This is a genomic window from Bradyrhizobium brasilense (assembly GCF_029714345.1).
GTDB lineage: Bacteria > Pseudomonadota > Alphaproteobacteria > Rhizobiales > Xanthobacteraceae > Bradyrhizobium > Bradyrhizobium australafricanum.
The window spans coordinates 1,940,153-1,965,513 of the sequence record NZ_CP121669.1; the positions used below are offsets into that span (position 1 = coordinate 1,940,153).

The 25,361-nt window shown below is 60.9% G+C and carries 20 protein-coding genes and 4 pseudogenes; 7 read left to right on the plus strand and 17 right to left on the minus strand.

Features of this window, described 5'->3' with window-relative positions; translation table 11 throughout:
- The first annotated feature begins 54 nt into the window (after positions 1–54).
- The 5 genes from QA635_RS09025 to QA635_RS09045 are packed head-to-tail and all read left to right on the plus strand — an operon-like array spanning position 55 to position 6,358.
- A complete protein-coding gene (locus QA635_RS09025; protein WP_283068382.1) occupies positions 55–2,874 on the plus strand; it encodes a Fe-S-cluster-containing hydrogenase in 2,820 nt (939 codons plus the stop codon).
- Positions 2,871–4,226 carry an NrfD/PsrC family molybdoenzyme membrane anchor subunit gene (nrfD, locus tag QA635_RS09030; RefSeq protein ID WP_209910692.1) on the plus strand — a complete coding sequence of 452 codons (1,356 nt, stop codon included), beginning with the start codon at positions 2,871–2,873 and terminating at the stop codon, positions 4,224–4,226. The genes QA635_RS09025 and nrfD overlap by 4 nt, the downstream gene beginning before the upstream one ends.
- Positions 4,219–4,749: a DUF3341 domain-containing protein gene (locus tag QA635_RS09035; protein WP_209910695.1), complete on the plus strand. Its 531-nt coding sequence runs from the start codon at positions 4,219–4,221 to the stop codon at positions 4,747–4,749. Before nrfD ends, QA635_RS09035 begins: the two co-directional genes overlap by 8 nt.
- A complete protein-coding gene (locus tag QA635_RS09040) occupies positions 4,746–5,273 on the plus strand; it encodes a c-type cytochrome (protein WP_283068383.1) in 528 nt (175 codons plus the stop codon). The genes QA635_RS09035 and QA635_RS09040 overlap by 4 nt, the downstream gene beginning before the upstream one ends.
- A complete protein-coding gene (locus QA635_RS09045; RefSeq protein WP_283068384.1) occupies positions 5,270–6,358 on the plus strand; it encodes a hypothetical protein in 1,089 nt (362 codons plus the stop codon). The genes QA635_RS09040 and QA635_RS09045 overlap by 4 nt, the downstream gene beginning before the upstream one ends.
- Here the strand turns inward: QA635_RS09045 and QA635_RS09050 are convergent.
- Both QA635_RS09050 and QA635_RS09055 read right to left on the minus strand, forming a co-directional pair.
- Positions 6,312–7,088, minus strand: a complete 777-nt coding sequence (locus QA635_RS09050) for an SCO family protein (protein ID WP_283068385.1) — start codon at positions 7,086–7,088, stop codon at positions 6,312–6,314. The two genes, QA635_RS09045 and QA635_RS09050, sit on opposite strands and share 47 nt — an antisense overlap.
- 24 nt (positions 7,089–7,112) lie before the next feature.
- On the minus strand, positions 7,113–8,903 hold the full coding sequence (locus QA635_RS09055; RefSeq protein WP_283068386.1) for a thiamine pyrophosphate-requiring protein: 1,791 nt from the start codon (positions 8,901–8,903) through the stop codon (positions 7,113–7,115).
- Positions 8,904–9,123: 220 nt separating this feature from the next.
- On the opposite strand from QA635_RS09055, the pseudogene QA635_RS09060 reads away from it, so the two are divergent.
- Positions 9,124–9,282: pseudogene (locus QA635_RS09060) on the plus strand (DUF3606 domain-containing protein); the annotation flags it as partial.
- A 1,429-nt stretch (positions 9,283–10,711) separates the two neighbouring features.
- Here the strand turns inward: QA635_RS09060 and QA635_RS09065 are convergent.
- The 9 genes and pseudogenes from QA635_RS09065 to QA635_RS09105 all read right to left on the minus strand — a co-directional run.
- Positions 10,712–10,921 (minus strand): hypothetical protein, encoded by a 210-nt coding sequence (locus QA635_RS09065; protein ID WP_283068387.1) that lies wholly within the window; start codon positions 10,919–10,921, stop codon positions 10,712–10,714.
- A gap of 393 nt (positions 10,922–11,314) precedes the next feature.
- On the minus strand, positions 11,315–11,674 hold the full coding sequence (locus tag QA635_RS09070; RefSeq protein WP_283068388.1) for a hypothetical protein: 360 nt from the start codon (positions 11,672–11,674) through the stop codon (positions 11,315–11,317).
- Positions 11,671–11,899: pseudogene (locus QA635_RS09075) on the minus strand (hypothetical protein); the annotation flags it as partial. The pseudogene QA635_RS09075 and the gene QA635_RS09070, both read right to left, overlap by 4 nt.
- A 251-nt stretch (positions 11,900–12,150) precedes the next feature.
- Entirely contained in the window at positions 12,151–13,200 is a 1,050-nt protein-coding gene (locus tag QA635_RS09080) for a sensor histidine kinase (RefSeq protein WP_283068389.1), read from the minus strand.
- Positions 13,201–13,596: 396 nt separating this feature from the next.
- A complete protein-coding gene (locus QA635_RS09085; RefSeq protein ID WP_283068390.1) occupies positions 13,597–13,857 on the minus strand; it encodes a hypothetical protein in 261 nt (86 codons plus the stop codon).
- 145 nt (positions 13,858–14,002) lie between these two features.
- Positions 14,003–14,254, minus strand: a complete 252-nt coding sequence (locus tag QA635_RS09090) for a DUF6894 family protein (RefSeq protein WP_028343226.1) — start codon at positions 14,252–14,254, stop codon at positions 14,003–14,005.
- 66 nt (positions 14,255–14,320) lie between these two features.
- Positions 14,321–14,734 (minus strand): hypothetical protein, encoded by a 414-nt coding sequence (locus QA635_RS09095; RefSeq protein ID WP_283068391.1) that lies wholly within the window; start codon positions 14,732–14,734, stop codon positions 14,321–14,323.
- A gap of 340 nt (positions 14,735–15,074) precedes the next feature.
- Complete coding sequence (locus tag QA635_RS09100; RefSeq protein WP_283072212.1) at positions 15,075–15,413, minus strand: hypothetical protein; 339 nt, start codon at positions 15,411–15,413, stop codon at positions 15,075–15,077.
- Positions 15,387–15,783: pseudogene (locus tag QA635_RS09105) on the minus strand (hypothetical protein); the annotation flags it as partial. The gene QA635_RS09100 and the pseudogene QA635_RS09105, both read right to left, overlap by 27 nt.
- A gap of 144 nt (positions 15,784–15,927) precedes the next feature.
- Between QA635_RS09105 and QA635_RS09110 the strand changes: the two are divergent.
- The gene (locus QA635_RS09110) at positions 15,928–16,191 is read left to right on the plus strand and encodes an AMP-binding enzyme (protein ID WP_283068392.1); all 264 of its coding nucleotides are present in this window, start codon (positions 15,928–15,930) and stop codon (positions 16,189–16,191) included.
- On the opposite strand, the gene QA635_RS41745 is transcribed toward QA635_RS09110, so the two are convergent.
- The 6 genes and pseudogenes from QA635_RS41745 to QA635_RS09140 form a co-directional block, all read right to left on the minus strand.
- Positions 16,140–16,517: an acyl carrier protein gene (locus QA635_RS41745; RefSeq protein ID WP_425249143.1), complete on the minus strand. Its 378-nt coding sequence runs from the start codon at positions 16,515–16,517 to the stop codon at positions 16,140–16,142. The genes QA635_RS09110 and QA635_RS41745 overlap by 52 nt on opposite strands.
- Positions 16,518–17,727: 1,210 nt before the next feature.
- Positions 17,728–18,084, minus strand: coding sequence for a hypothetical protein (locus QA635_RS09115; RefSeq protein ID WP_125459264.1), 357 nt, complete (start codon positions 18,082–18,084; stop codon positions 17,728–17,730).
- 732 nt (positions 18,085–18,816) lie between these two features.
- Positions 18,817–19,344, minus strand: a complete 528-nt coding sequence (locus QA635_RS09120) for a hypothetical protein (protein ID WP_245288838.1) — start codon at positions 19,342–19,344, stop codon at positions 18,817–18,819.
- A 413-nt stretch (positions 19,345–19,757) separates the two neighbouring features.
- Positions 19,758–20,415: pseudogene (locus QA635_RS41750) on the minus strand (adenylate/guanylate cyclase domain-containing protein); the annotation flags it as partial.
- A 632-nt stretch (positions 20,416–21,047) separates the two neighbouring features.
- A complete protein-coding gene (locus QA635_RS09135; protein WP_016844186.1) occupies positions 21,048–21,242 on the minus strand; it encodes a DUF3606 domain-containing protein in 195 nt (64 codons plus the stop codon).
- Between the two features lie 1,506 nt (positions 21,243–22,748).
- Positions 22,749–23,120 carry a cupin domain-containing protein gene (locus QA635_RS09140; protein ID WP_283068397.1) on the minus strand — a complete coding sequence of 124 codons (372 nt, stop codon included), beginning with the start codon at positions 23,118–23,120 and terminating at the stop codon, positions 22,749–22,751.
- Positions 23,121–25,361: the final 2,241 nt, after the last annotated feature.

Consider the following 25,361-nt stretch of genomic DNA (forward strand, 5'->3'; position numbering starts at 1 on the left):
GCGACAAAGCCGGACCATCCACGTGGCCCCGTCCTCTGGTCGAGCCTCGAGGAGTTGTCGGGTGATCCCGCGTTTGAAACGTGGGTCGACGCAGAGTATCCGGTCGCGGCCACCTTTGGCCCGACGGCGCGGCGGACGTTTCTGAAGCTGATGGGCGCATCCTTTGCGCTTGCCGGACTAACAGGATGCGAGAAGAGCCCGTTCGTCGCGGCGTTGCCCTATGTCGAACAACCGCAGGGTACGGACGTCGGAGTTCCAAAATACTATGCGACGGCGGTGACGCTGGATGGCTATGCCCAGCCGGTCATTGTGACGACCTATTCCGGTCGGCCAACCAAGCTGGACGGCAATCCGGATCATCCGGCGACACAGGGCCGCAGCGACGTATTCATGCAGGCCGCCGTGCTCGATCTCTACGATCCGGATCGCGCGCAAGCACCTAACCGCCGCGGCGAGCCGGTGACGTGGAACGACGTGCAGCATCACATCGGCCTGTTGCGTCAGCAGTGGGCGCAAAGCCAGGGCGAGGGGCTCGCATTGTTGCTGGGTCATTCGACTTCGCCGACGCTCATTCGCCAGATTGAAGCTCTGGTTCGCGAGTTTCCCAAGGCCCAGATCTATGAGCACGCCGCGGTTGGCGGCGGACGATGGCTCGATTCCACGAGAGCGGCCTATGGTCAGCCGCTGCAACTTCGCCCACAATTCGAGAACTGCGAGGTCGTCGTCAGTCTCGATGATGATTTCTTGGGAGCGGGACCTGACCAGGTCGCCAACGCGCGCGCCTGGTCGGCGGCGCGACATCGCACCGCCGACAAGCCTGGACTTGCGCTGTACATGGCGGAGGCCTTGCCGTCCACGACAGGAGCGATGGCCGAGGCGAGGGTGGCGGTCGATGCCTCGCGCACCTGGCTCATCGCCCAAGGACTCGCCAATTCATATGGCGTTGCCGGCGCGGCAAAACCTGATCTTTCGGCGAAGGAGCAACGATGGCTCGATCGCGCAGTCCATGCGTGCCGGTCCGCGCGTGGCCGAGCGCTCGTGACCTGTAGCCGCTTCGGCGACGACGCGACAGCGTCCTGGGTGGCGCGAACTAACGAGGTGCTCGGCGCGAATGCGCTGCTCGGCGCTGCGGCGCCTGCCCCCAATGTAGCGAACGCCAAGAGGTTGAGCGATCTGGTGAGCGACATTCGCGGCGGCGCTGTAGAAACGCTTGTCATCATTGACGCCAACCCGGCCTATACTGCGTCGGCGTGGCTGGCTTTCAGGGACGCTATCGCGAAGGTCAAATCCTCGGTCCATCTCGGCATCCATCGGGACGAGACAGGGGCGCTTTGCGAATGGCATCTGCCATTGACGCATACGCTGGAGAGTTGGAGCGATGCTCGCTCGATCGATGGAACGGCCACTATCATCCAGCCCACGATTACCCCCTTCTACGACGTCCGCACCGTTCATCAGGCCATTGCGTTGCTGCTGGGAGATATGGACCCGTTGCCGGAAGCGCCGGTTCGGGACACGTGGCGCGCGGCGCTTGGCGACGATTTCGAGACGAAGTGGACGCGTTGCCTGCATGACGGCTATGTCCCGGAGCAGAGGACGGCCCCACCGAACATCCGCGCGGCGGCAACCGCCATTGTCCCGCCGCTGCCGGATGACGGACTGGATATTGTCTTTCGGCCCGATCCGACGATCTGGGACGGCAGTTTCGCCAACAATGCCTGGCTGCAGGAGTTGCCGAAGCCGCTCACCACGCTGACCTGGGGCAATGTGATTTCAATCGGTCCGGCGCTGGCCATGCGAAAGGATCTGACCAATGGCGATCATGTCAGGATTAGGGTCCGGGATCGATCGATCACGGGACCTGTGTGGGTCCTGCCGGGCCAGGCCCCGAACACGGTCGCGCTCACGCTCGGCTACGGCCGGAGCAAAGCGGGTCGGGTTGGCGATGGTCTCGGCTACAATGCCTATGAGGTCCAACCGATCGACCAGCCCTGGCAGACCAAGGGCAGCCTGCACAAGCTGGGAACCCGCGAGACGCTGGCCGTCACGCAACTGCATCACCGCATGGAGGGCTTCGACTTCGTCCGTGAAGTCAATCTAGCCGACACCGATCATCCCAAGCACGAGAGGTCGCAACCGAGCCTCTATCCGCCAAAGGCTTCGGCGCAAAACGCCTGGGGCATGGTGATCGACCTCGATGTCTGCATCGGATGCAATGCGTGTGTGGCCGCTTGTACGGCCGAGAACAACGTGCCGGTCGTCGGCAGCGAGCAGGTCAAGGTCGGCCGCGAAATGCATTGGCTGCGGATTGCGCGCTACTATGCCGGCGACGTCGAGGAGCCGCGCAGTTTCTTCCAGCCGGTGCCCTGCATGCATTGCGAGCAGGCCCCCTGCGAGATGGGCTGTCCGGTTCACGCCACGACGCACAGTCCGGAGGGCGTCAACCAGATGGTCTACAACCGCTGCATCGGCACCCGGACTTGCTCGAGCTACTGCCCCTACAAGGTGCGCCGCTTCAACTTCTTCGACTATCGCCCTGCGTCCGATGCGCCGGAACATGCTGCACACAATCCGGACGTCACGGTGCGCTCGCGCGGCGTGATGGAGAAGTGCACCTATTGCACGCAGCGGATCGAGGCTGCGCATGTCGCGGCCGACAAGGAGAACCGGCCGATCCGCGACGGCGAGGTGGTGACCGCCTGCCAGAGCGCGTGTCCGACCAAGGCGATCGTGTTCGGGGATATCAGGAATCCCGACTCCGAGGTGTCGCGCCTGCGCGGTGACGGACGGCATTACGTGTTGCTGGAAGAGCAGGGGACGCGACCGCGCACGACCTATCTGGCACGCTGGAAACCCCCGGAAGGCCAGGGATGACCGATCGCACCGCCGATATCCTGCCGCACGACCAGAGCCTCGGGCGGGTCAGCGATCAGCTCACCGGCATTCCCCTACATTTCCCGGCGCGCCGGCGCTGGTGGATTGCGATGATCATCGCATCGGCGCTGCTGCTCCTCCTTGTGATCTCCACAACCGCGCTGTTCACCCGCGGCGTCGGCATCTGGGGCATCAATATCCCCGTCAACTGGGCGTTCGCGATTCACAATTACGTCTGGTGGCTGGGCATCGGTCACGCCGGAACGTTGATCTCGGCGTTGCTGCTGCTGACTGGCAGCGAATGGCGTAATTCGCTCAATCGTTTTGCCGAGACCATGACGCTGTTCGCGGTGATCTGCGCCGGCATCTATCCGGTGCTGCATCTCGGCCGTCCCTGGTATCTGTACTGGATGTTTCCCTACCCCGCGACGATGGGGGTATGGCCGCAGTTTCGCAGCCCGCTGGAATGGGACATCTGGGCGGTCTTGACCTATCTGACCGTATCGCTGGCGTTCTGGTACACTGGCCTCATTCCAGACCTCGCCGCCGCGCGCGACCGGTCGAGGAAGCGCGGCTGGCAGATTTTCTTCGGCATCACGTCGCTCGGCTGGCGCGGCTCGGCCGCGCATTGGCAGCGCTGGTCGCAGGCCTATCGCCTCACCGCGGGACTTGCGGTGCCGCTCGTCGTGTCCGTGCACAGCGAGGTCTCGCTGCTGTTCGCGGCCGGTCAGATCCCCGGCTGGCACTCGACGATCTTTCCGCCGTACTTCGTGCTCGGTGCGGCCTTCTCAGGTTTTGCGGTGGTCGCAATCATCGCGATCGCGCTGCGGTCCCTGTTCGGTCTCGGCAATCTGGTCACCGATGACCATCTCGATGTACTCGGCAAGGTGCTGCTCGCGTGCGGCCTGATGACAGGCTACGGTTACCTTTTCGAAGTCTTCGACGCGCTCTTCTCCGGTGGAGCGCACGAGATGCAGACGCTGTCGGACCGGCTCACCGGTGCCTATGCCTGGACTTATTGGGGCGCGGTCGTCTTCAATTTCATTCCGCTGCAGGGGCTGTGGTGGCGTTCGGTGCGGCGCAGAGGCTGGATGCTGCTGTCGATCTCCATCTCGGCCGTGATCGGAATGTGGCTGGAGCGTTACATGATCCTCGTCACCAGCCTCTACCGCGACTTCCTGGTGTCGTCCTGGGGCGCGTTCACCCCGACCTTCTGGGACTGGTCGACTTATCTCGGCACGATCGGTCTGTTTCTGGTGCCGTTCCTGCTTGCGATCCGCTTCATTCCCATGATTTCGATCTTTGAGACCGAGGAGCTGTTGCACAAGGAGCAGGAGGAGCCTCATGGCTGAGCACTCCTTCGGCCTGCTCGGCGAGTTCGCTACCCCAGAGGCGCTGCTCGCGGCCGCGCGCAAGGCCCGCGAGGCGGGCTATCGCAAGCTCGATGCGTTCACGCCGTTTCCCGTCGAGGGGCTGGCGAGAGTCCTGCGGCTGCCGACGCCCCGGCTTTCCATCGTTGGTCTCGTTGGCGGTCTCGCGGGCGCTGCCATCGCGCTGCTGATGCAACTCTATGTGAATTACGACTATCCGCTCGATGTCGGAGGGCGGCCACTCTACGCACTCTCGGCTTTCGCCGTCGTGGTGTTCGAACTGACGATCCTGGTGTCGGCACTCGCGATGATCATCGCCATGCTCTGGCAAAACGGCCTGCCGCGGCTCAATCATCCGATCTTCAACGCCCGTCATGTCGCCCGCGCCAGCAAGGACCGGTTCTTTCTGTGCGTGCTGGCCGAGGACGCAGCGTTCGATTCCGATAAGACGGCGGCTTTCCTGCAGAGCGCTGGGGCGCTGTCAGTGGAGCTCGTGTCGTCATGAAGGGCGCATGGCTTCTTGCGTCGGCCTTGCTGCTCGCCGGGTGCGACCAAAACATGGACGCGCAGCCTCGTTACAGTGAGTACAGCCGCGCGCCGCTGTTTCGCGGCAGCGCATTGCGCAAACCGCCAGCGGGCGCGGTCGACCGCGACGCGCTGGCGGAACAGGCCGCTGTGCGGACCAAGCCGCCATTGACAGCGGCGTTGCTGGAGCGGGGCCGTCAGCGCTTCGACATCTTCTGCTCGCCGTGCCACGGCGCCAATGGGGACGGCAACGGCATCATCGTCGAGCGCGGCATGCCGCGGCCGACCAGTTACCATGCCGAGCGGCTGCGGAACGCCGAAGATCAGCATCTCTTCGACGTTGTCAGCAACGGCTACGGCGCGATGTATTCCTATGGCGCGCGCGTGCCGCCGCGGGATCGCTGGGCGATCGTCGCCTATATTCGCGCGCTGCAGTTCAGTCGTCATGCGTCGATCGACGATGTGCCGGCCGGCCCGCGCGGCAAGCTTGTGGAACAACCATGATCGGACGCGACCTGCGCGATCGCCGTTTGATGATTGCCGTGGTCGGCGCGGCCGGCATGCTGGTTGCTGGTGCGTTCGCGGACCATCGTTCGACCGCCGCGGCCTATCTCGTGGCCTGGATCGCAGTCAGTGCGGTTCCGATCGGGACGCTCGGCGTGCTCATGACGAGCTATCTGGTGCGGCGGGCGTGGACGGAGGAACTGCAGCCGGCAATGACGGCGATCTGCGCCACCCTTCCTATTTTCGGCGTGCTCTTCCTGCCGGTCCTGCTCGACCTCGCTACGCTCTATCCTGCGGCCGGACCTCACGCGGCGCTACCGGCCTTCAAGGTGGTCTATCTCGCTCCGTGGTTCGTGGCGGCGCGAACGGTGGTTTATTTCATCGTCTGGACCTGGCTTGCCCTGAAGTTGCGGGCGGCCTGGCCGGACCGGGATCGCACGGCGAGGACGGCGTGCGGTGGACTGATCGTCTACGCGATCTCCGTGTCGTTCGCCGGTGTGGATTGGATCGAAGCGCTGGAGCCGCAGTTCCATTCATCGATTTATGGCCTGCTGTATCTCGGTATGGTGCTACTGGACGGCGTCGCCGGCGCCATCGGCCTTGGACTTCTGCTGTGCGGCATAAGGCGAGCCGGCGGCTACAGCGCGCTGCTGTTGTCGACGATCCTGCTCTGGGCCTATCTGCACGCCATGCAATACATCGTCATCTGGTCGGCCAACATTCCGGACGAGGTGGCCTGGTACATCGATCGCTCGTCGAACGGCTGGCAGTTCGTCCTGTCGCTCCTGGCCGTCGGCCAGCTCGTGTTTCCGTTCTTCGCGCTGCTCAGTCACCGCGTCCGCGCCGATCGCCGTTGGCTGCTCGGACTATGCGCCCTCACGCTCGCGATGCGGATTTGCGAGGCTTCGGTCCTGGCATTCCCTGCCATTGATGGCCTCCACGGCTGGCTCGCCGGCATCATGCTGGTGACCGCGCTCGCCCTGCTTATGGGGGTATTGGCCTGGGGCGTAGCGTTCCGCCCGCGCCATGGCAGATGGCTCAACTTCGCGCCACCTCGCGTTCGCGCCGAAGCAGAGCGACGATGAGCACGCCGAGCAAGACCAAGGTCGCAAGACCGGTCGCCTTGAGCAGGCGACCGACCGCGAGCGTGTAGAGACCGCTTGCGGGATCAAACCCGTAGCACATCAGCCTGACATGATCGGTCCATCCGCCAATGCGGCCTTGACCGGCTTCGACCAGCGCCAGGCGCAGATTGGCGGGATCGAGCCCGAGACCGGGCAGGGCGCGCGCAATGCGACCGTCGGCCGTGACGACAAAGGCGGCTGCGGGATGCGCGTAGCGGTCCTTGTCGCGGTCGTAGACGGCTTCAAATCCGAATGCTCGTGTCAGTGCCGCGATATCGCCGGCATCTCCGCGCAGGACGTGGGTGGCGTCGCCCAGCGCTTCGAGGCCGACTTGCGCCTGCTTCATCTCCTTCGCGTTCTCCGCGGTATCCTGCGGGTCGAAGCTCACGACGTTCAGATCGAAGTCCTGACCGGGACGCAGGCCGGACTGCCGGAGCGCATCGGAGATGGTGCTGACCACCGGGCCGCACAACGTATCGCAGGTGAAATCTGCGAGGACCCACACGCTTGGCCCGCCGGTGAGCCATTGCCGGATCGGCCGTGCGACGCCGTTTTCGTCCCGCAGGCGGACGCTCAGCGGTAGCACGGCGCCGGGCCGGGGCGATGCCTCGACCCCGGCGACATCGGATCTGGTCAACTCGGCGCGCGCCGGCGCAAGCGCTGCGCAGACCAAACAGACGGCAAGCATCATCTGATGATGCATCGCTCCTGGCCTTCACTTCTCCTTGCCGGGCAACACGGTCTCGAGCAGCTGACGCGCTGCGCCGCGGATGACGCCGACTTCGTTCGGGTCGCCCTTGGCGAGCGCGATCGAGAAGTTCTTGGCTTGCTCGAGCGTGATATGCGGCGGTAGCGGGGGCACTTCCGGATCGGTCTTGACTTCCAGCACCACCGGAATGTCGCTCGCGAGCGCCTGCTCCCAGGCCGAGCCGAGCTGTGCGGGGTCGTCGACATAAATCCCCCGCAGCCCGATCAGGTCGGCGAAACGCGAATAAGACACGTTGGGAATGCGTTGCGATGCCTCGAACTTGGGATCGGCATTGATGATGCGCTGTTCCCATGTCACTTGGTTGAGATCTTCATTGTTGAAGACGCAGACAATCCAGCGGTGGTCGCTCCAGTCGCGCCAGTATTTGGCGACCGTGATAAGCTCGGCCATGTTGTTCATCTGCATGGCGCCGTCGCCAACCAGCGCAATGACGGGACGATCGGGCGCTGCATATTTGGCGGCGATTGCGTAGGGAACGGCCGCGCCCATCGATGCCAGGCCGCCCGACAGCGAGGCGTTGAAGCCGGGACGCATCTTCAGATCACGGGCAAACCAGTTGGCGCAGGAGCCGGAATCGCTGGTGATGATCGCGCGATCGGGAATGCGCGGCGATAGCTCCCATGTCACGCGCTGAGGATTGACCGGCTTGGCCGGCTGGTGTGCACGATCCTGCAATGTCTTCCACCAGGCCCGGACATTGTGCTCGATCGTCTTTCGCCAGCTGCCGTCGCTCTTCTGCTTCAGGCGCGGAAGCAGCGCGCGCAGCGTCTCCGCGGCGTCGCCCACGAGGCCAATCTCCATCGGAAAGCGGATCGAGAGCATGCCGGCGTCGATGTCGACCTGGACGCCGCGGGCCTGGCCCTCCTTGGGCAGGAACTCGGAATATGGAAACGCCGAGCCGATCATCAAGAGCGTGTCGCACTCCATCATCAGATCGTAGCTCGGCTCGGTGCCGAGCAAGCCGATCGAGCCCGTCACCCATGGCAGGTCGTCGGGCACCACGGCCTTGCCGAGCAACGCCTTGGCGCATCCGGCCGACAGCCGGTCGGCGACGGAGGCGACCTCGTTGGTCGCGCCAAGCGCGCCAGCGCCGACGAGCATGGCGACCTTCTTGCCGGCGTTGAGAATGTCGGCGGCGCGATCGAGCTCGGCCTCTGCCGGAACGATCCTCGGCGGAGTGTATCCGACGCCGGACCGCAGCGTGCCGTGTGCGCGCGGCGGATCCTCGTAATCCTCTTCCTGCAGATCATTCGGCAGGATCAGCGCGGTCACGGTGCGCCGGGCGAGCGCAATGCGCGCGGCGCGGTCGATCAGATGGCGGACCTGAGCGGGCGAGGAAGCCTGCGCGACATACGCGCTGGCGACGTCCTTGAACATCGAGACCAGGTCGAGCTCCTGCTGATACTGCCCGCCCAGCGCGTTCCGCGCCTGCTGGCCCACGATGGCGAGCACCGGCTGATGGTCGAGCAGGGCATCATACAGACCGGTGATCAGGTGTGAGGCACCGGGGCCCGACGTCGCGATGCAGACGCCAAGGCGGCCGGAAAATTTGGCATAGGCACACGCCATGAACGCCGCCATCTCCTCGTGGCGCGCCTGGACGAAATCGATCTTGCCTTCGGCGCGATTGAGCGCACCGAACACGCCATTGATGCCATCGCCGGGATAACCGAAGAGATGCCGCACGCCCCAATCCTGGAGGCGCTGCACTACGAAATCGCCAACGGTCTTGGACATCGTGCATATCCCGAAAATTGAATGTGAGCGGTGAACGGCGGGGATTGGCAGCCGTTCCAAAGCGACCGTCCCTCAAGTAGGAGGCGGCATCGGAGAAGAAATAAGCAGGTCAATGGTCACCGAACGTGTGAGGATCCGCGGCGACATGCGGTTGCCATTAGATTGGGTCGATAATAGCCAGAGTTGGCCCTCATCGACAGGAAGGCCGGAATGGCAAAGAAAGAAGCAGACCGCGCGCGGTCGCAAGCAGGACCGGGCGCGCGTCGCCGGCGGGCAGGACTACGAGGTGAGTTACGAGTCAAGGAGGACGGGCAAGTCGGCGGCATCGGTGAAGAAGGCGGTCAAAATGGTCGGCACCAGCCGGAAGCGGGTTGAGCGGTCGGCTCGGAGTAGCAAAGAAGAAGTCGCTAGGAACAACGCCCTCGCGGTGAACGTTGACCTGCGTCGCTCGCGGCAGAGCGGCATGGACGAGTAGAGCGTGCCCCGGCTCTTGCCCCCGAAGACCCGGGGCACATTCGCGGTCAGTTTGGAGCGGCCCCGGCTGGCACCTCGCTGGGGCACCGAATCGGCCTCAGCACGTCCTCTCGCTGGGGCCGTTTCGCTCCGGGGAACAAGCAGCGGTCCACGACGTTGAAATCGACGATGGAGTGGGACTACTTGCCGGCCTCAGCACTCTCCCCGGGAGCTGGGGCCATTCTTTATGGTCAGGGGCCCGTTTTCGCGAGTCGTAAACAGCTTCGCCAAAGTCTCAGCCTGCTCTTTTGTCAGTTTCTCGGCGAACGCGCCGTTCTTTTCTATCTGGGCTGGTCCCTTGAGTTCGCTATCGTAGACCATCCAGCCATTGCCACCCTGCCGAACGAGGAACCGGCCTCGCATCGGGCGTCCAATAAATTCCATTTGCAACCACCATCTGCGAATTCCAATCGAGCAATAGACCTACAGGATAGCATCGCCAGGCATTGAACCATGTGAATCGGCTCTATCAACTTTAGGCGAATAGTTCTCGCCGGCCCGGGTGGTGCGATTGGGTGCCTTCCAAGGCAGCACGCTCGCTGCGACAAATAGGACAGGGAGCCCATCGCCAAGAAGTGGCAATTCCTGGCACCGGTGTTAGTCTTGGACCCCTTGGGTCACGACCCGATTCATTATAGGACAACTGGCCTCAGCACCGGCCTCCAGGCCCCCAAAGGTGTTGAGGCCTTTTTCTATTGCGCTAGGAACGAACGTGGTCGAGTCTTGTTCATCGGACGTTCAGATGCCATCACTGCCCCCGACCGCATCTGGGCATCAGCAGTGGCCCCAGCCAGTCCCCTCGCTGGGGCCATTTCTTTGGTCGATTAGGACATCACTTCTGATACGCCTAAGCGAATGCGGAAGCGATTATTCGGCCGCACTCTGGCGCAATGTTCAGGCTCAATCATCACGATGGCGTTGAGTACACCTTCTTGGCGTTGGCGGCGATATCGTTCGTAGCGCTCATCATGAGTGTCGGCGCGCTGTTGATCTGAGCCTGGTCATCTCATGGATTGATCCAACCGCCTTGGCCTCAGCGTGTACCCCCTCGCTGGGGCCTTTTTCACAAGGTGCCAAGCGGATTGGCGGCCTTGTCATGGGTGGCCAGGGGACCAGTTTTAACCTAGGTCAGTTGAGGGGGCATGACCGATGAGGGCTTGAAAAACTGTTCACCCGCGCCGCTGCAGCTATCGAAGAAGCACGAGAGCTGACTGCGGAGAGCGCAGAGTCGCAAAGGGAAGTCAACGCGCGCATTAGGCATTACAATCTTCGTGCCACCTTCTATCCGCGCAGCCTCAGACTTTTCTCTCCATCGGATTTTCCCGAATTACGCCGCGTGGACGTTCCATCTCGTAGCGCACAAGACGTAGAGCAGCCCTGACTCCTTCGACGTTCGCCCGCGCCTGGTCCAAGCCATGGCGGGCACGTTCGCGAGTGATCGCGCATTCGCGGATCACCTGATCGGCCCGTTTCAATAAGTCGTCCATGACCTCGTTGAGCAGCAAGTGAAGGAACGTTCCAATTGGGGGCTCGTCCTCGCCGGGGTGTCAAGTCGCGTACCCGCGCTCCTGCGCTTCGCCATATCCGCTTTCCTCTTGCGGAAAAGGCTCCTGCGTCTTCCGGCCAAGGAAGGTATCCGGCGCCGGCAGCTTCAGCAGCTCGGCCGACCTCACGAATGAACGCACTCTGTTTGGAGATGCTGGAGGCCTCGTTGTGCACGCGCGAAATCTGATCGATACCGGCCATGGCTGCGCTCCCTTGCTTATGCAGGCGGGAGCGCTCTCGGTCTCTCAGCCACCGATGCCTACGGACAGAGCCTTGGCCGGTGATGGACAGATAACGATCGCGTCAGGGATCGGTTCCGGGCTGATCTTGGGCTCGGCCTATTCCTCTTCGGCCTAGCTCAGCTTCTCACAGCCTAGGCAACGGCGCAGGCGATAGCTCTTGCCTTGGCGACTGTCGAGGATGGACATTGCCGAAGTGATACCGCCGCAGCGGAAGCAGGCCTGGAAATGGGGCCGCGGCGGCTTATGCTCGCCATCACCGGCATTGAGTAGATCGTTCATTGGTCCTTCCCCGGATTTTTCGCCGGTCGACCGGTCAGATCCGGGATAGAAGCCGCATTTCCATTCCCATTGGTCCGCGTGGTTCGGCACGCCCTTGCGCAGCCCGATCGAACCAACGACGACGTCGCGATAAAGGATGCTCCATTTCTCGCGGGCAGCTTCCTTGTCGCGCCGGCGCGTGAGCTTGGTCACGTCGCGTCTCCGATCGGGCAGCGCTGCCACAGTTGCAGCAGCTCCGCGGCCGGCCGCTTGCCAGTCGCGCTGCACTTCACGCAGCGCAGGCGGTCGGCGAGATCGTGCACCCTGGTGGTCGGAACGTGGCGCAGGGCAGCCCAGGTCAACCGCGCGCGGCGTCTTGCACCGCGAGCATTTGATCTCAAGCCACGGATAGCCGGCATTGATAGCCTGGTCGATCGAGTGCTCCGCCATCATCACCAGCACCACCTGCCGATTTGCGCTCGACCTGAGTGCTGGACCTGCATATTCCCGTCGAGCCATTTCGGTGAAAGCGCTCCGCTGTTCACGGAGGAAGGCACGTTCGAATCGTGCGGCGGGAGCCAATTTCAATCGAGCAGTGCGCGTCGCAGAATCGAGGAGCGCCAGCGTCATCAATCAGTGTCTGGCAATCCCGAGATTCACTTAGTGTATTGGCCCTTAGATGGTCGGTGTCACCGATCGTCGCGCGCGAGCACGACCTTCACTTCGCAGCCGTTCGGGAGCGGGCTGCGGGATACCGAACCCTTCATTTGGGCCGCGAGAAGCTTGATCAGCCGGCTACCCATCCCAGTTTTTGCCTCCGAGGGGCAGCCTACCCCGTCGTCCTTGACGACGATGCTGAGCCTGCGTTCGTCGGCCTTGACATCGACGTCGATGGCGCCAGCCCGCTCGTTCGGGAAGGCATATTTGAAGGTGTTGGTAACCAGTTCGTTCACAATCAGCCCGATATTGGCCGCTTGCACGCTGGCCAGGGAGATCTCGTCGCAGCGCACGCGAACGGCGATCGGCCGCACGCCGCGCTGCAGGTCGCCGAGGCTTCCGCAGAGCGTTTCGATGTAGGGCCCGAGCCGGATCTTGCCGTCGCCGCCCATGCTGTGCAGCCTATCGTGGACCTTGGCGATGACCTCGACGCGCCCGATGGCGGCATGGAGGGCGGCCTGCACCTCCGGATTGACGTCGGCCCGCGCCTGCAGCCGCAACATGGACACGATGGTGGTGAGATCGTTCTTGGTCCTGTGCGCCAGCTCCTGCAGCAACACGTCTGAATAGACCTTGGCTTTGGCCAGGCTCTCTGTGGTGGAGCGCAGAGCTTCGGTGATCCCTGCTAAGCCGAAGCCGGTCAATATGAATACGATCAGTGGTGGCGCCGCCGCAGCGGCGGACCGCGGCAGGAAGAACACGGACGCGAGCACCGCGCTCGCGATCGTGGCGAGAAAGCCGCTCCCTCGGTCAAACAATACGGATGCGAGAAACACGGCGGGTACGAAAAGGAGGAGAGGATAGGCCCCCAAGGGCTCCGGCGCCAAAAGTCGCCCCAGGCATGCGCCTCCCACCAGGGTGAGCGATAGCACGTAGCGCAGCCAGATCGGATAGCTTGGCACCATGTGAAGGAGCTTGAAGACGAACCGATCCATCTTGGGCAACAGCTGCTCCCGGCTAGCAGTTCCTGCATCGAATTCCATGAGGCCAGCGTTGCGCGTGATGACGTTGGCGTTAAACACTCGCAGCCCGCCAAGAATTAGGACAGGCTGCTTGACTTGCCTATGCGCATGCGTCGACAGCTCGCCCGGCCCATCCTACGAGCACGCTTCAGTCTCACCATATGGACAGAGTAGAATGGGGGCTACTAGCTTTGCTGCCATGTCATTCGTGGCCCTCGTGGTCTTCTCCTCGAATAAGCCGATCCTTCAGGGGATGACGTCGACTCGACCTAAGCGGGAAACCCCCTCGCTGGAGCCGTTTCGTTGGGGCAGCTATCAAGGGGCTTATGGCTCAAAAGAAAGAGGCCGCTAAGGAGGCGGCCTCCGTCTTCACATCAACAGGGCGATAGCACTATCACGATGGGGCTCAGCCCGAGCACCACGACGAGCGCACCAAACGGCCAGGCCGAGGCGGCCTTACGGCCTTTCTCTCTTATCTCGCTGTTTTGCCGCTTCGCTGGGGTATTCAGTCGTTCGCCCACGGTCCGTTTCTTCGCCATACCTGCTTTCCCCTTGCGGGAAAGGCTCGTGCGTCTTGCGGCCGATGAACGCATCCGGCGGCGGATTGTCTTTGAGCAACCGGACAGATTCAGCCGAGACCCGGAGGGCCTCATCAATGATGCGCCGGTCTCGCCGCTGGTCGCCGTAAATGAGATTGATGACGCGCTGATCGGCCATGGCCGCGCTCCCTTGCTCAATGCAGGCGGGAGTACGCTCGGTCTCTCAGCTACCGGCGGCCACGGCAGAGCCTCGGCCGGCGAGAGGTACATGCACCTAAACGCTTATTCGTTGCTAGGAATTAAACCATCCGCAGTCGGGCAATTCAGGAAGTCTTGCCCCTTTTAGTCTGGAGATCGAAGACCAATCTGACCTGCATGATGGTGCCGGCTTCGTCCCTGACATCGATGGTCATGTCGCGCGGCTTTGCCGACCTCGAGTGGATCGCGTCACGAGCCATATCCGCCAGCGACTTGGCGGCCTCGACTTGAGCGGCCTCGACACTCTTCAGTTCCAGTCCCTCCTCGTCGAGGGCCATTGCCTCTCCCTCGTAGAGATCGAAATAAAAGCGAGGCATCACAGACCTCCAAGACTGCATTCGAATAAAGCAGGCCTATGGAATGTGTTCCTTGCTCGCCGCGGTCTAATGCCTTGTTGCGCGAGGAATGGCCCCTAGCACTCTGCTTCTATCGTCGCGCACTATCACCGCTCGGCCTGTCGCATCTGCCATCTCTCGTGCTTTCCTTAACGCGGCGTCCGCGTCGGGAAGATCGAGTACTATGCGCTTTCGGCCCTTTTGCTTAACGGACATCGTCCCGACCGAAGCATCCTGTTGGCCCGCGCCTGCGGGGGAAAGCTGCTGGATCGACGGTGGAACGTTGGACATTAATCCGTTTTCGCTTTCCTGCTTTGGGAACGGCTCCTGCGTCTTTCGTCCCAGGAATGTATCGGGAGTCGGTGTCGCCAGCAGCTTCACCGAGGCCGATATTCGACCACGCATGAAAGCGAGGCGCGCTTTGACGGCATCGCCGTCCTGGATGCGATGAACAACCGCCATTGACCGATCTTCCCCGTTTTTTGGCGCAGCGCCATTTGGGCCCTACGTCGGCGGTTGAAGGCCGGAAGCCGATAGCCACTCAGTCATGCGCGCGGCCCTCTCATCCTGGTGGGCTTTCTGCAGAATCGCCTCTTCCTCAGTGCCTGGCGGAAGCTCCTTGGCTTGCGCGCGCAGGCGCAACGCGGTGATGTTCGTTAACGAATCGAAAGGTGCGGCGTTCCAGCCGCGCTGGAACTTCTGTTCATCCGGACGCCATGACCGTAATGGGCTAAAAACTGGCGCCCCGGGAAACCGTGCCGCTACCGAGATGGGGTCACCGGCAGCCGAGCCAGCACTCGCCTTAAGAGCGAGCCGGATTGGCAGGTCGCCTGCCTTCGGGATGCTTGTCGATTGTCCGCTTCGCTGCAGCGATCGCTTCCTGAGTGCGTTGATAAGTCATTGTTCTGATGGTTTGGCCGCCGGCGATCGGCGTGACTTCGACCAAGAACCCACCGCCGGGTTGCTCGATAATCACCAATCGGTGCGCTAGATATTCAAGTTCATCCGTCACGTTAGTGATCTCGTTCTGGATTTCGGAACAAGCGGGTAAGGCCTGGAATGTTCCAGTGGTGGGACTTTCGGGGGCAGCAAGCTCTGCTGGTGTTAGCGTCTGCGGCCACCAGCTTGAGGGCGGGTTCATGGCGGAGATCTTCGTCGTCGGCAACGCCACGAGATGACTGCGCTTGGACGACAGCCGGAGGCTCGCGAGAAATCCTTACAGCGCATGTACCGCTCCAGCTCATGCACCGCCGTTTATTTCGGCCGCCTCACGATATCGAGCGCGACCGTCTGATGGGTCTCGCAGCCGAGGCACGTCACTTCGAGGTTAGCGAAAAACCCTGATTGAGCGCATCGCCGAGCGCGGGCGACGGCTGGGCTGGCCCCTGAAAAGCGAGTATGCGGGCGTTCCATGCTCGGCAGGCCGCGCCATCCGCCACCAGCCGGGCCTCCTTGACGGGCTCAGCCAGATGCCTGACCGTGGCGCCGTCCTCGCGTGACTTCGATCCCATGGGGATCCCGCCTCCGGGCCTGCCGCAAATCCGCACGATGGGGGTTCGGGACGGCCGACCGCGTGGCCAGGATCGTCGTTACAACCCCGGGCGCGCGCCTAGCTCCTTGGTCAGCGCCTTGCGGTTGCCGCCGGGAGAAGCGGGGTGGGGGTGGTGTTTTGGGGCAAGGCCGCGGCCTTCGGAATCTGGCATCGACGTCTTGGCGAGGACATCGCAGCAGCCATAGTTCCCCGTCCTCACGCGCAGACGACAGCCGTGGAGCTTCGTCAGTTCCTGCAACGCGAGTTGGCCTCATTCAAGATTCCGCGTCACATCCTGATCCTCGACCAACTGCCAAAAGAAGAGACGGGAAAGATTCAAAGGCGACAGCTGCGCGAATTGTTCGACCGATCGGCTTCATCAGCCTGACGATCATTCGGGTGGCCGGACGCGTCGCTTCTTTCTACGCAGAATATTTGAACGTCTGGCGCGGCAGGAGCGAGACGCCAAGCATTCGACGAGCGAACCGGTATGGACCGCCAAGGGCAAGATTTCGCCGGCTCTGTGGGATGCTTATTCGATGGCGATGGCGCGATATCTTCCGGCATCGCTCGAGGTCGCCGTTGCCAGGCAAGTTGTCGAATGGTTTCCGCCCCGAACAGAATCGTTTCCGGGACCGCCTTGCCAATCAGCTGTTCGAGCTGAAGCAGCATTTCCATCGCCAGGAGGGAATCACCACCGCGCCAAAGGACCATTGGATCTGGAAGCAGAATTGCTGATGCTGTGGAGGCGGCTGCTCAAGTCCGATGCGGTGACGCTCGACGATGATTTCTTCGCGTGCGACGGCCGAACACGAGGGACGGAACTGGCGGCACCTGTGTTCTCAGCTCGAGGTCGTCCAAGTGCCTTAGGGGCATGATGGCTGCACGCTCCATCTGCTCGGCCGGCGGATTACCTCGACTTGACACGTGTCTAAGTTCGGTAATGTCTCACCTTGAATTTGTCCCGCTTTGTCGCGTTTTCAGACGCGCGCAAGGAGGCGCACGCGAGGCTAGAGCGTTGATTCTTTGCCGCAGTTGATCAACCAGCCGCTCCGCACCGACAGTCATGTCGGCAGAGCGGTCTAAAATGCTGAGATTTCCCGGTAGACTGACGGTGCGCTCAGCCAGTCGCGCGCTGAGGATGCGGTCCGGGGAGGATCACATCCGGAAAGAAGCCCTGACGCCGCTAGCCCCCGTCGGGGCTTCTTGCGGGCTTCTTGCAGCTTACGCCGGCTCAGAATGTACGAACGCCGCCCGCTTAAAATGCATGCGGACGGCGTCGGTTCTAGCCCCAGGAAGGATCTGCAAAATCCTGGCTAAGCTAAGTCTGCACAAAGACTTAAAAAGTTTAATACCCCTGAAGGGGTAGCTTGCCGTCAGAACGCGCGGCGCGCCCACGTTGTCGCACGACTGGCGTGGTCTCTGCCGATCAGCCGAACAGGCCTTTGCCAGCCTGCGCCATTCTGACGAAGGTGCCATTCTCGCGGTACTCAAGCCACTTCATGTTTCCTCGGCATACTTCAGGTCAGCCCAATACTCAGCCGGTGTCGCCTTATCCCGGTAGAGCATTGGATAGTTGATCTTCTCGATCTAGATCCGGCCGCCCTGGATCGGCTCGAATGCGTGAGCGTGCTCCATGATCCTGCGGGCGGCTTTCTCGGGACTGCCGTAAGGACGATCTGCGGTCAGTTTCATCGGCGGTATGGAGAATTAGCGACTTTTCTGCGGGGGCGCCGTTCCGTGTGCATTCATTGGAAAATATGGCGCTCTCACGGCAATCGAAGCGAAAGACTTGAGATCGACGAAGCTACAGTATTGGTTCGATCGATCGATGCATGGCCGACGTCGATTATACCAGTCACCGAGTCCTACAGCCTCAGCGATGAAGAGAAAGTCAGCCTCGCTTAATTTGAAGGTCAAAGCCCTACCGCTGTTCAACCCTGGTGCGCCACAGGGCATCGAAGGTATTCTGGCGAGATGGCGTCCATTCTTCTGAACCGATCGGATCGCTGGGCTTCTCTATGAGTGCACTTGCAAGCTCCTCGGTGGGACGTGCCTGCGTCGAAATCCGCACGGGCCACTCCAATAATGATTTTGAAAGCATGGGCTTGCCTTCGTACCAGCATTTTCGTCCGTCGATGAGGCGCCAAGACCAATACTCGCGCGGATTTGGGGGCATCACCGCACTGCATTGCTGTTTTGCCTGCGCGGTCGGCATTCCAATCAATAGAAAAGTAGCGATGCGAGCGGCCAAAGGAATAAATGAAAATTGCCTCTTCATCGGAACACTTAGAGACTACTTCGTTGCCGCAGTCGACTTACAGCAACGACCAAGTCGGGCCGCTCAAGAACCTCAACTAACTTGTCGAGTATGCGTTCACTGTCGTGGGGGCGGGGCAGAAGATACTCGTCCAATATGCACAGGGCTTCGCTGACGGCATGAAGAGCCAGCTGTTGATCGGTCACCGCTTCTTACCCATTCGAATTGGCGGAGCGTTGCGATTTCAAGGAAGCTTAAAGATCAAGTCAGCTTTTGGACTTATCCCATCAAATTTTATTTCAATCGAGGGTGAATTTAGGTCAGCGCTTCTGTCTCAGGATTGCGATTTGGCTATCGCCTCACCGCCGCTCCGCGCAACGCCACGTGCACTTCGATGGGCGTATCGCTACACAAACGAAGAGTCCGACAAGGCGCTGCGCCTCCACGCCCGGATTAGCGCGACGGATCACGCGATGGGAGCGCGAGGATCTGCTCGACGCTTTGCAGCAGCGGCTCGATGCGAACCCGCTTGCTATGCGCCTTCGTCGCGAGACGGTCGAGCATCCGTTCAGCGTCACCTCATCAAGCCGTGCGAAATGAGCCTTCAAATTTTTCAAGTCAGTGAATTTCTTGCATAGCGCCAGCAACTACCACCGTTGCCCGATCTTCTTGACTCCCGATCTCGGAAGAACGGCGCGGGCGCGGGAGTTACGGCTCAATAGATTGGGGCCAAAAAAGCGAAGTGTGGCAGGATCACTGGCTTGTAGCAGCCACCAGTCGGCGCATAGTCAAGCAATGATCGAGCAGCGTCCAGCCTTCATGGCTTGCAAAAACCCCGGCACCGGCTGGAGAATCGATATTCTGTGGGCCGATGGCGAAACCGAAGTCATCAAAGGTTTTGTTACGGAGCACGACGCAACCAAGTGGATTTCCGAGCATTCGGCGGCGTGCCAAGAAAGCGCTAGCCCACCGCGCTAGCATGGCTTCTAGTTCGGAGGAGCGGCGACGATGGATCGCGAGACGGAAGAACTGGCAAGTAAAATCGCAGAATGCGCGAGACAGGCGCGCCATCAAGCCGCGCTTCTGCCGGAAGGTCCAGTCCGCGACGCACTGATAGAAAAAGCCAAGCATTACGAAGCACAAATCCCCGCCGACTCTACGTATACGACTGTTACGCAGCGCTAATGGGCAGGTGACTGCATTGCTTCGGCGCTCCGACTCATCCGGCAGGCTTCCACCCGAGGTTTGCCTTTGAGTTAAGTGTTCTTCCTTCATCTTCATCGTCGAATTGCGTCGTTTTTAGATGTTCCCGCGGTGTGTGCAACTCCCGGCCGGTGGTGGCTATCGACGTTGCGCCGCAGGGACAGCGCATCAGTGACACGGCCTCCCTCATCAGTGACACGGCCTCCCTGAGGGCAGCTTTTCGCCGCATGCCCCATGGCGCTGCTTGCGCAATCCGGTCCGCTGATTGCGCCAGCCTTGGAAGTGCTCTCCGATCAGTATCGGCCGCAACCAAATGGAGACCGACCTCGCCATTGCTCTACAGTGTAAAGACATTGAAAATGAATGATTTGGAATTGCGCTTGATGCTGGCAGGAGTCCGTTTGGTGACGTCAAAGAGCTCTTAGTTCAAGGCCAAATCTGAAATGCGAGCGGGGGCGGGCGATCGAGCTGCTGCCGGGGCAGGCCACGGCGACGAAATAGTCTTGCTCGGGGGCGCCGCTGAGATTGGCGAATGGAAGCACGACCATAGAAAGACGGGGACGACGAATGCCTTGCGATATCAGGCGATGTCACCGTCGTGCTGAACGAGCCACCAGTGGTGACCGCAAAGGCCCGAACCGGACGAGAAATGTTCTTGAGCACTTGCTCGCCAAGGATCGACGACATCGACATCAACCTTTCCTTGGATTTGATCGTGGATAGATAACGAGATGCAGATGCCGCCCGACGCTGAGATGCCTTCAAGACGCGCAGCGATATTGACGCCGTCTCCGAATATGTCGTGTGGCTCGACGATTATGTCGCCGATATTGACGCCGATGCGAAAGGCGACACGGCCATGTTCCGGATCAGCAGCCGCAAATTCGTGGATGCGGGATTGAAACCGTAATGCGGCTCGAACCGCTTCGACCGCGCTCGGAAACTCTGCCAAGAACCCGTCTCCGGTGTTCTTCACGATACGGCCGCCGTGACTGGCAATAGCGGGCTCACTTCTCTGGCGAGAAGTTCGCTCAGCTTGCCGTGCGTGGCCTCTTCGTCATCGTGCATGAGCCGTGAATAGCCGGCGACATCGGCGGCCATTATGGCCGACAGCCTGCGCTCTATCCGACCTGGCCGCTCTTGCACTATGGACCCGCGATCCAAGCGATGCCCGATTGTACGACGGACAAGCCCCGCCCCCAACGGCCTTGACGAAGATGCCCGAGAGGCCGCCGATCAGCTATCGGCCCGAACGGCACAACCTAGGAACAGTCGATATTCGCCGGACGTTAGCGCTCATGCAGCAAGTCCGTTTGGTGGGCGACCGGCGCGAGGAGACTTACATGGCTGACGAAAGCTCAGTTGCACCTACTGCCACGCCCGAGCAGCGAATAGACCGAGCTTCAAAAGCGATCCGGCGGATGGCTGAAGACGATGCGTTGCAACATTTGCCACAACATGATCGGTGGCTGCATCATTTGAGTGAAGCGACCCGGGCAGCTCCATTTCAGTCCCTTGCCGTTGCATTCTTGCTAGGCGCCTTCCTAGCTCGTCGGTAGCGTCCATGCAGCGCAGCCCTACGAATTGCCGGACGGCAATATCTTATTCGGATTGCTCAATGACCTTGCTCACATCAGGCTCATCAATCCCATCCGCCCGATGGCACTCGCAAGGCATGCCGGCGCCGCACTGACAGCCATGTGCCTCCGCCGTCCAAGGCAAGTGCGGATGGTTCTCGCAGACCCAGCCCAACCCCAAGCAAATCGGACAGGTGGGTTTGGTCATTCTTGAGCTTTGTCGGGCAGACCCAATTCCTTGCGGACCGCAGCAGCGGAGTTGCCGACCTTTTCGACGACCTTCTGAAGGTCATTCTTCGACACACCAAGTGCATGGGTCCAATACTTCACCTCGTATGGCTCGTGCATGTTGATCTTCGAGCGATCTGGCTGGACGCGGTTGGTTAAATTGTCCGGCATTGCCTCTATCCCAAAATAAAAGGTCGCGGCCGTTGGCTGGTCCGAAGAAGATCAGGCTATTGTCGGGGCGGTTTGCAAAATTGACCGTCGCGGCAGTAACGTCGGGCACCCAAAGCTAGTTCCTACCAACGCTTCCTTGCCCCCGAAGATCCGGGGTACATCTCAATCAGTTTAAACCAGTGGCCCCGGCTGCACCTCGCTAGGGCCGTCGACTCGGCCTCAGCGTCTCGCCGGGGCCGTTTCTGTTCAGGGAACGAGCAGCAGTCCACGACGTCAAATCTAAACGATGGACTGGGACTATTACCGCGGCCTTAGCGCTCTCCGCGGGCGTTGAGGCCATTCTAACGTCAGGGGCCGGTTTTCGCGACTCGTGAATAGCTTCGCTAAAATCTCAGCCTGATCTTTTGTCAGCTTCTCGGCGAACGCGCCGTCCTTTTCTATCTGGGCCGGTCCTTTGCATTCGCTATCGTAGACCATCCAGCCGTTGCCGCCTTGCCGAACGAGGAATCGGCCTCTCATCGGGCGTCCAATAAATTCCATTGCAACACCACCTGTGAAATTGAAGGGTTTCAGGCGTCCAGCGAATTGAAACGGCCCCAACCCGAGGGCCGCCAACCCGAACAATGCGGGTTTTCCTCCAGCAGCCGGGGGGGCCTGGATCGGCTGGGGACCTGAGCCGACTCGTTGCCAAGCCGATCGTTCCTATTATCGATCGTTAGGATAAACGGCCCAGTGGTGCTGGTTTTGGCGTGCAGGTGATCGTGGCAACTCGGCCCCTCCGCGCCGCGCCTCACCGCGTTGGGGCCGTTTTTGCAAAGACTACGCGAAAAGGTCTTTGCTGACCTGGTGATCCGCGGAGTGCCAGCGTTATTAGCGAACCGAAATAAAAATTCAGCTGAAGTCGTGTTTATTCGGTTAGCCGAACAGATTCTCGCCGGCCTAGGGTCATGCGATTGGGTGCCGTCCTAGTTAGGACATTCGCTGCGGGCCTACCTTAGAACGCGACAAAGGAAAAACCCATCAGTAGCAGGGCGAGCAAAACAGACGCCCCGGCCGCTATCTTTAGTCCGGCGCTTGGCTTCGCTGATTGGTTCATATTGGGGGCCGTAACCCGCGAGATTGAAGTCACGCGCTCATATGCGCGCCGGTCTCAGCTTGCCGGGTTCTCTTAAGTAGCTGCTCTTTTTCCATACCTGCGGGGAGTACGCTTGCTTCTTCACGAAGACTCTTGGCCTCTTCAGTAAGGCGTTCCTCTAGAGAGTGCTCTTGCTTGAAGTGCCGACGCTTAATGACCATGCGCTGTCCTTTCCGTGGCGGAAGGCGGCGTGTCCCCCGAGCTGGAGCTACTCCGAGATAGCGATGCGGCGTTGAGCGCGCCGCCGAGGGGCGGATGGGCGCGGAGGCGACCATCTGGATTCGAGAATGCCCCGGCGTAGCTTTCTCAAGCAGAAAAAGCGGGTGCGCGTTTGCGACCGCTTTTTCTTGATGTCGGTTTGAGGGGACCTCTTACTTTGCAGGCTCCATCATTGGTTTACCCTTATCGACGATATGGACCGTCAACATCTTCAGGGTTTTGTCGCCTGCCACCTTGAAACCACCGTGGGGCACGTCGCGAATGTTGATTGTTGCTGCTCCCGTAGGAAATGGCACCTCTTTTCCATCGGGTAGCGCCAACGTTGCTCCCTCTAGAACGTAAACGGCTTCCTCGCCATGATGCGTGTGGCGGATGAGATTATTCCCGGGCTGTACGTCGACGACGCTGACTACAATCTCCATATTCGTGCCGCTTAGATTGGCGCGTTTCAACTCGGTGCGGTTTGTTTGGGCATTCGCGGACCAGGTAAGGGCGAAGAAAATAAGAGCAGTGATCCGAAGCATACTTTCCTCCTCAAATGGACAATGAAATGTTTTCGCGACACGCCAATGTGACGCCCACTTATCCAACAGCAACCATTACGAGAGTGCAAGGGAAGTGCAGCACAATCCATCCTGAAGCAGATTGTGGCGATTGAGGCGACGACTACACCACCCCGCCGATCGTGGTATCGATCCGTGATGGTCGCATCGTCAGAGATTGCGAAGCAAAGTAAACCTCCGCGCATCGGAAGTTTACCAGTAGGAGAAATCAGCAGGGCCTACCAGAGACGTCCTTGGCGAATTGATCACTTCGCCTCAGTCGACCCGGGTATCAACCCAGCCGACCTTGCCGCAGGCGGTGAACTTGCGGTGCACCGAGATCTCAGCCCAATCCCATCTGCAAGTCGGTAAGCTTCAGCAGCCGCTATGATGTTGGCAGCCGACGCAAGAACACAAGCACCGTCTTGAAACCGGCGTTGCGATCGACAGGGCCAGTCCAATAACGGAGATGACGGGCGGGTTTTCGACGCCAAGGCATGGGCCGATATACTCAGTGCATCGAGTTCATGGCCGCTCGGGCTGCGGAGCGCATGTTGCTAGGCGGCGAACTCGCCGCTCCGGTTGAAGAACGTCCTTGGCGGGGATCGCTTGTGCATTTCCCTGCACGAACGAAAACATCCAGGTCCGGAAGCTTCATTCGCGGCTCCTCAACGAAGAGCGGGCGAGCAAGCGCCGCCGGCAGTCACGCGGTGGCGACAATCCCCTCCGAAGAGCTGCAGCAGGCTCGGCGGGGATAGGGCGTCCCCGGCAGATGAGTTCTAGAAGCTGGTTTTGCGAACCGAGCTGACAAGCCAGGATTGGGCTGCGCGGCAGCGGCCCAGCATTGGCTTCCACCGCCCCAGGAGTGCTGGCACCGTTTCGTATTGGGCGAAGGGTCATTGCCCGCCTGAAGCACCCGGACGAAAGTCCCGCTCTCATGGTACTCGAGCCAGGCCCTTGACCGATGGCGTGCTGCAGCCAACCTAATACTTGGCTGGCGTCGCCTTGCGCAACCACCGGTAGAGAAAAAATCCGTGGACGCCCGCATAATCGAAAGTAGTGGGAAGCAGGCTCTCCACGGCGCCGCGCTGGGGACGGCGGCAGCATTTATCCGCGGCGGGGAATTGATTTCTTAACTCAAACCTTGGGTCCGGTGATCGCGAAGCTTGAGAACTTCCGAAGCGGTCCCTTGCCGGAAATTGGGCTTCATCCGCGATAGGTCGGGCCATGGGCTTTGCCGGTCATCATGTCCCGCTGAAACGTAACCCCGCGCCCATTATGCCGGGAGTGCCGCCGTCTCTTAAGAGTGGTCGCTGACAAGAGACGGCAAGGCACCCCTGCGCACGGATATCCCCAGCCTCGTTGTCCACATCCGCAACTCCTTGAAGCTGCAGCAAAGACGAATGCCCTCGGAGCGCGCACCATAAACCCACGTATTGTTCGGGAAACGAATCGCCGGCGGCCTAGTTTCAAGTGCAGAAGCGATGTTTGCCTTCGGGGTCGATGCCGTAGCCCGTCGACATTCGCCGTCGCCCGCTCGTAACTGGCCTTCAACTGCTTGACCTGCTGGCGTGTTTGCGCGAGCGATGCCTCGAGCTGGTTGACTTTGTACTGGAACGACGCCGGATCGATACGAAACAGCATCGCGCCGGCGACCGCGGTGGTGTGCCTGGCACATGGGATAGGTTGATTGTCCGGGCGTCATCGACCCGCGACCCGTCTAGAAATGGTATCCGCGCGACAAGGAGAGGTCTGGCGCTTCTGGTAGGTCAAGTTGAGAAATTGGCCGGAGCTGGTCGGAAGGAAGCAGACGAGGAGCACCACGCGCCTACGGCACGATGCCGGCACCGAATACGGGCTTTCGATATTCCGCGACAGAGGTCGATTTCGCCTGACCTACAGGCGAAGGTCTTTCAACGTTCCGCTTTGTTGAGATAAATCTGTGCTCGCCACGCGGGCTCATGAACTGCCCTATGCGAAGGATTGGATGATGTATCGTAGGTTTGGTTGGTGTGGGGAAAGGCGGTAGCGCTCCCCCGCTACCATGCGGCACGATTGTCATACCGTTGCGGTCCACCGCCTTATCCTCCAGCCTCCAAAGGGATGGTGCTTTCCACGCGGTCCGCCAGCTCAGGGCCGGCGCGCTCTGCGGCCAAGGCACGAGTAACGAGTGAAAGACTGCCTGGCGTTCAGCTGTCGGGTCGCGGGCGCTGCATCCTCATG

Excerpts from the sequence above, each read along its gene's own strand:
- nrfD (WP_209910692.1), top strand. The coding sequence starts at position 2,871 with ATGACCGATCGCACCGCCGATATCCTGCCGCACGACCAGAGCCTCGGG.
- QA635_RS09035 (WP_209910695.1), top strand. The coding sequence starts at position 4,219 with ATGGCTGAGCACTCCTTCGGCCTGCTCGGCGAGTTCGCTACCCCAGAG.
- QA635_RS09040 (WP_283068383.1), top strand. The coding sequence starts at position 4,746 with ATGAAGGGCGCATGGCTTCTTGCGTCGGCCTTGCTGCTCGCCGGGTGC.
- QA635_RS09045 (WP_283068384.1), top strand. The coding sequence starts at position 5,270 with ATGATCGGACGCGACCTGCGCGATCGCCGTTTGATGATTGCCGTGGTC.
- QA635_RS09050 (WP_283068385.1), bottom strand. The coding sequence starts at position 7,088 with ATGATGCTTGCCGTCTGTTTGGTCTGCGCAGCGCTTGCGCCGGCGCGC.
- QA635_RS09055 (WP_283068386.1), bottom strand. The coding sequence starts at position 8,903 with ATGTCCAAGACCGTTGGCGATTTCGTAGTGCAGCGCCTCCAGGATTGG.
- QA635_RS09085 (WP_283068390.1), bottom strand. The coding sequence starts at position 13,857 with ATGGCCGATCAGCGCGTCATCAATCTCATTTACGGCGACCAGCGGCGA.
- QA635_RS09090 (WP_028343226.1), bottom strand. The coding sequence starts at position 14,254 with ATGCCTCGCTTTTATTTCGATCTCTACGAGGGAGAGGCAATGGCCCTC.
- QA635_RS09095 (WP_283068391.1), bottom strand. The coding sequence starts at position 14,734 with ATGGCGGTTGTTCATCGCATCCAGGACGGCGATGCCGTCAAAGCGCGC.
- QA635_RS09100 (WP_283072212.1), bottom strand. The coding sequence starts at position 15,413 with ATGAACCCGCCCTCAAGCTGGTGGCCGCAGACGCTAACACCAGCAGAG.
- QA635_RS41745 (WP_425249143.1), bottom strand. The coding sequence starts at position 16,517 with ATGGTCCTTTGGCGCGGTGGTGATTCCCTCCTGGCGATGGAAATGCTG.
- QA635_RS09115 (WP_125459264.1), bottom strand. The coding sequence starts at position 18,084 with ATGAAGAGGCAATTTTCATTTATTCCTTTGGCCGCTCGCATCGCTACT.
- QA635_RS09120 (WP_245288838.1), bottom strand. The coding sequence starts at position 19,344 with ATGAAGATGAAGGAAGAACACTTAACTCAAAGGCAAACCTCGGGTGGA.
- QA635_RS09135 (WP_016844186.1), bottom strand. The coding sequence starts at position 21,242 with ATGCCGGACAATTTAACCAACCGCGTCCAGCCAGATCGCTCGAAGATC.
- QA635_RS09140 (WP_283068397.1), bottom strand. The coding sequence starts at position 23,120 with ATGCTTCGGATCACTGCTCTTATTTTCTTCGCCCTTACCTGGTCCGCG.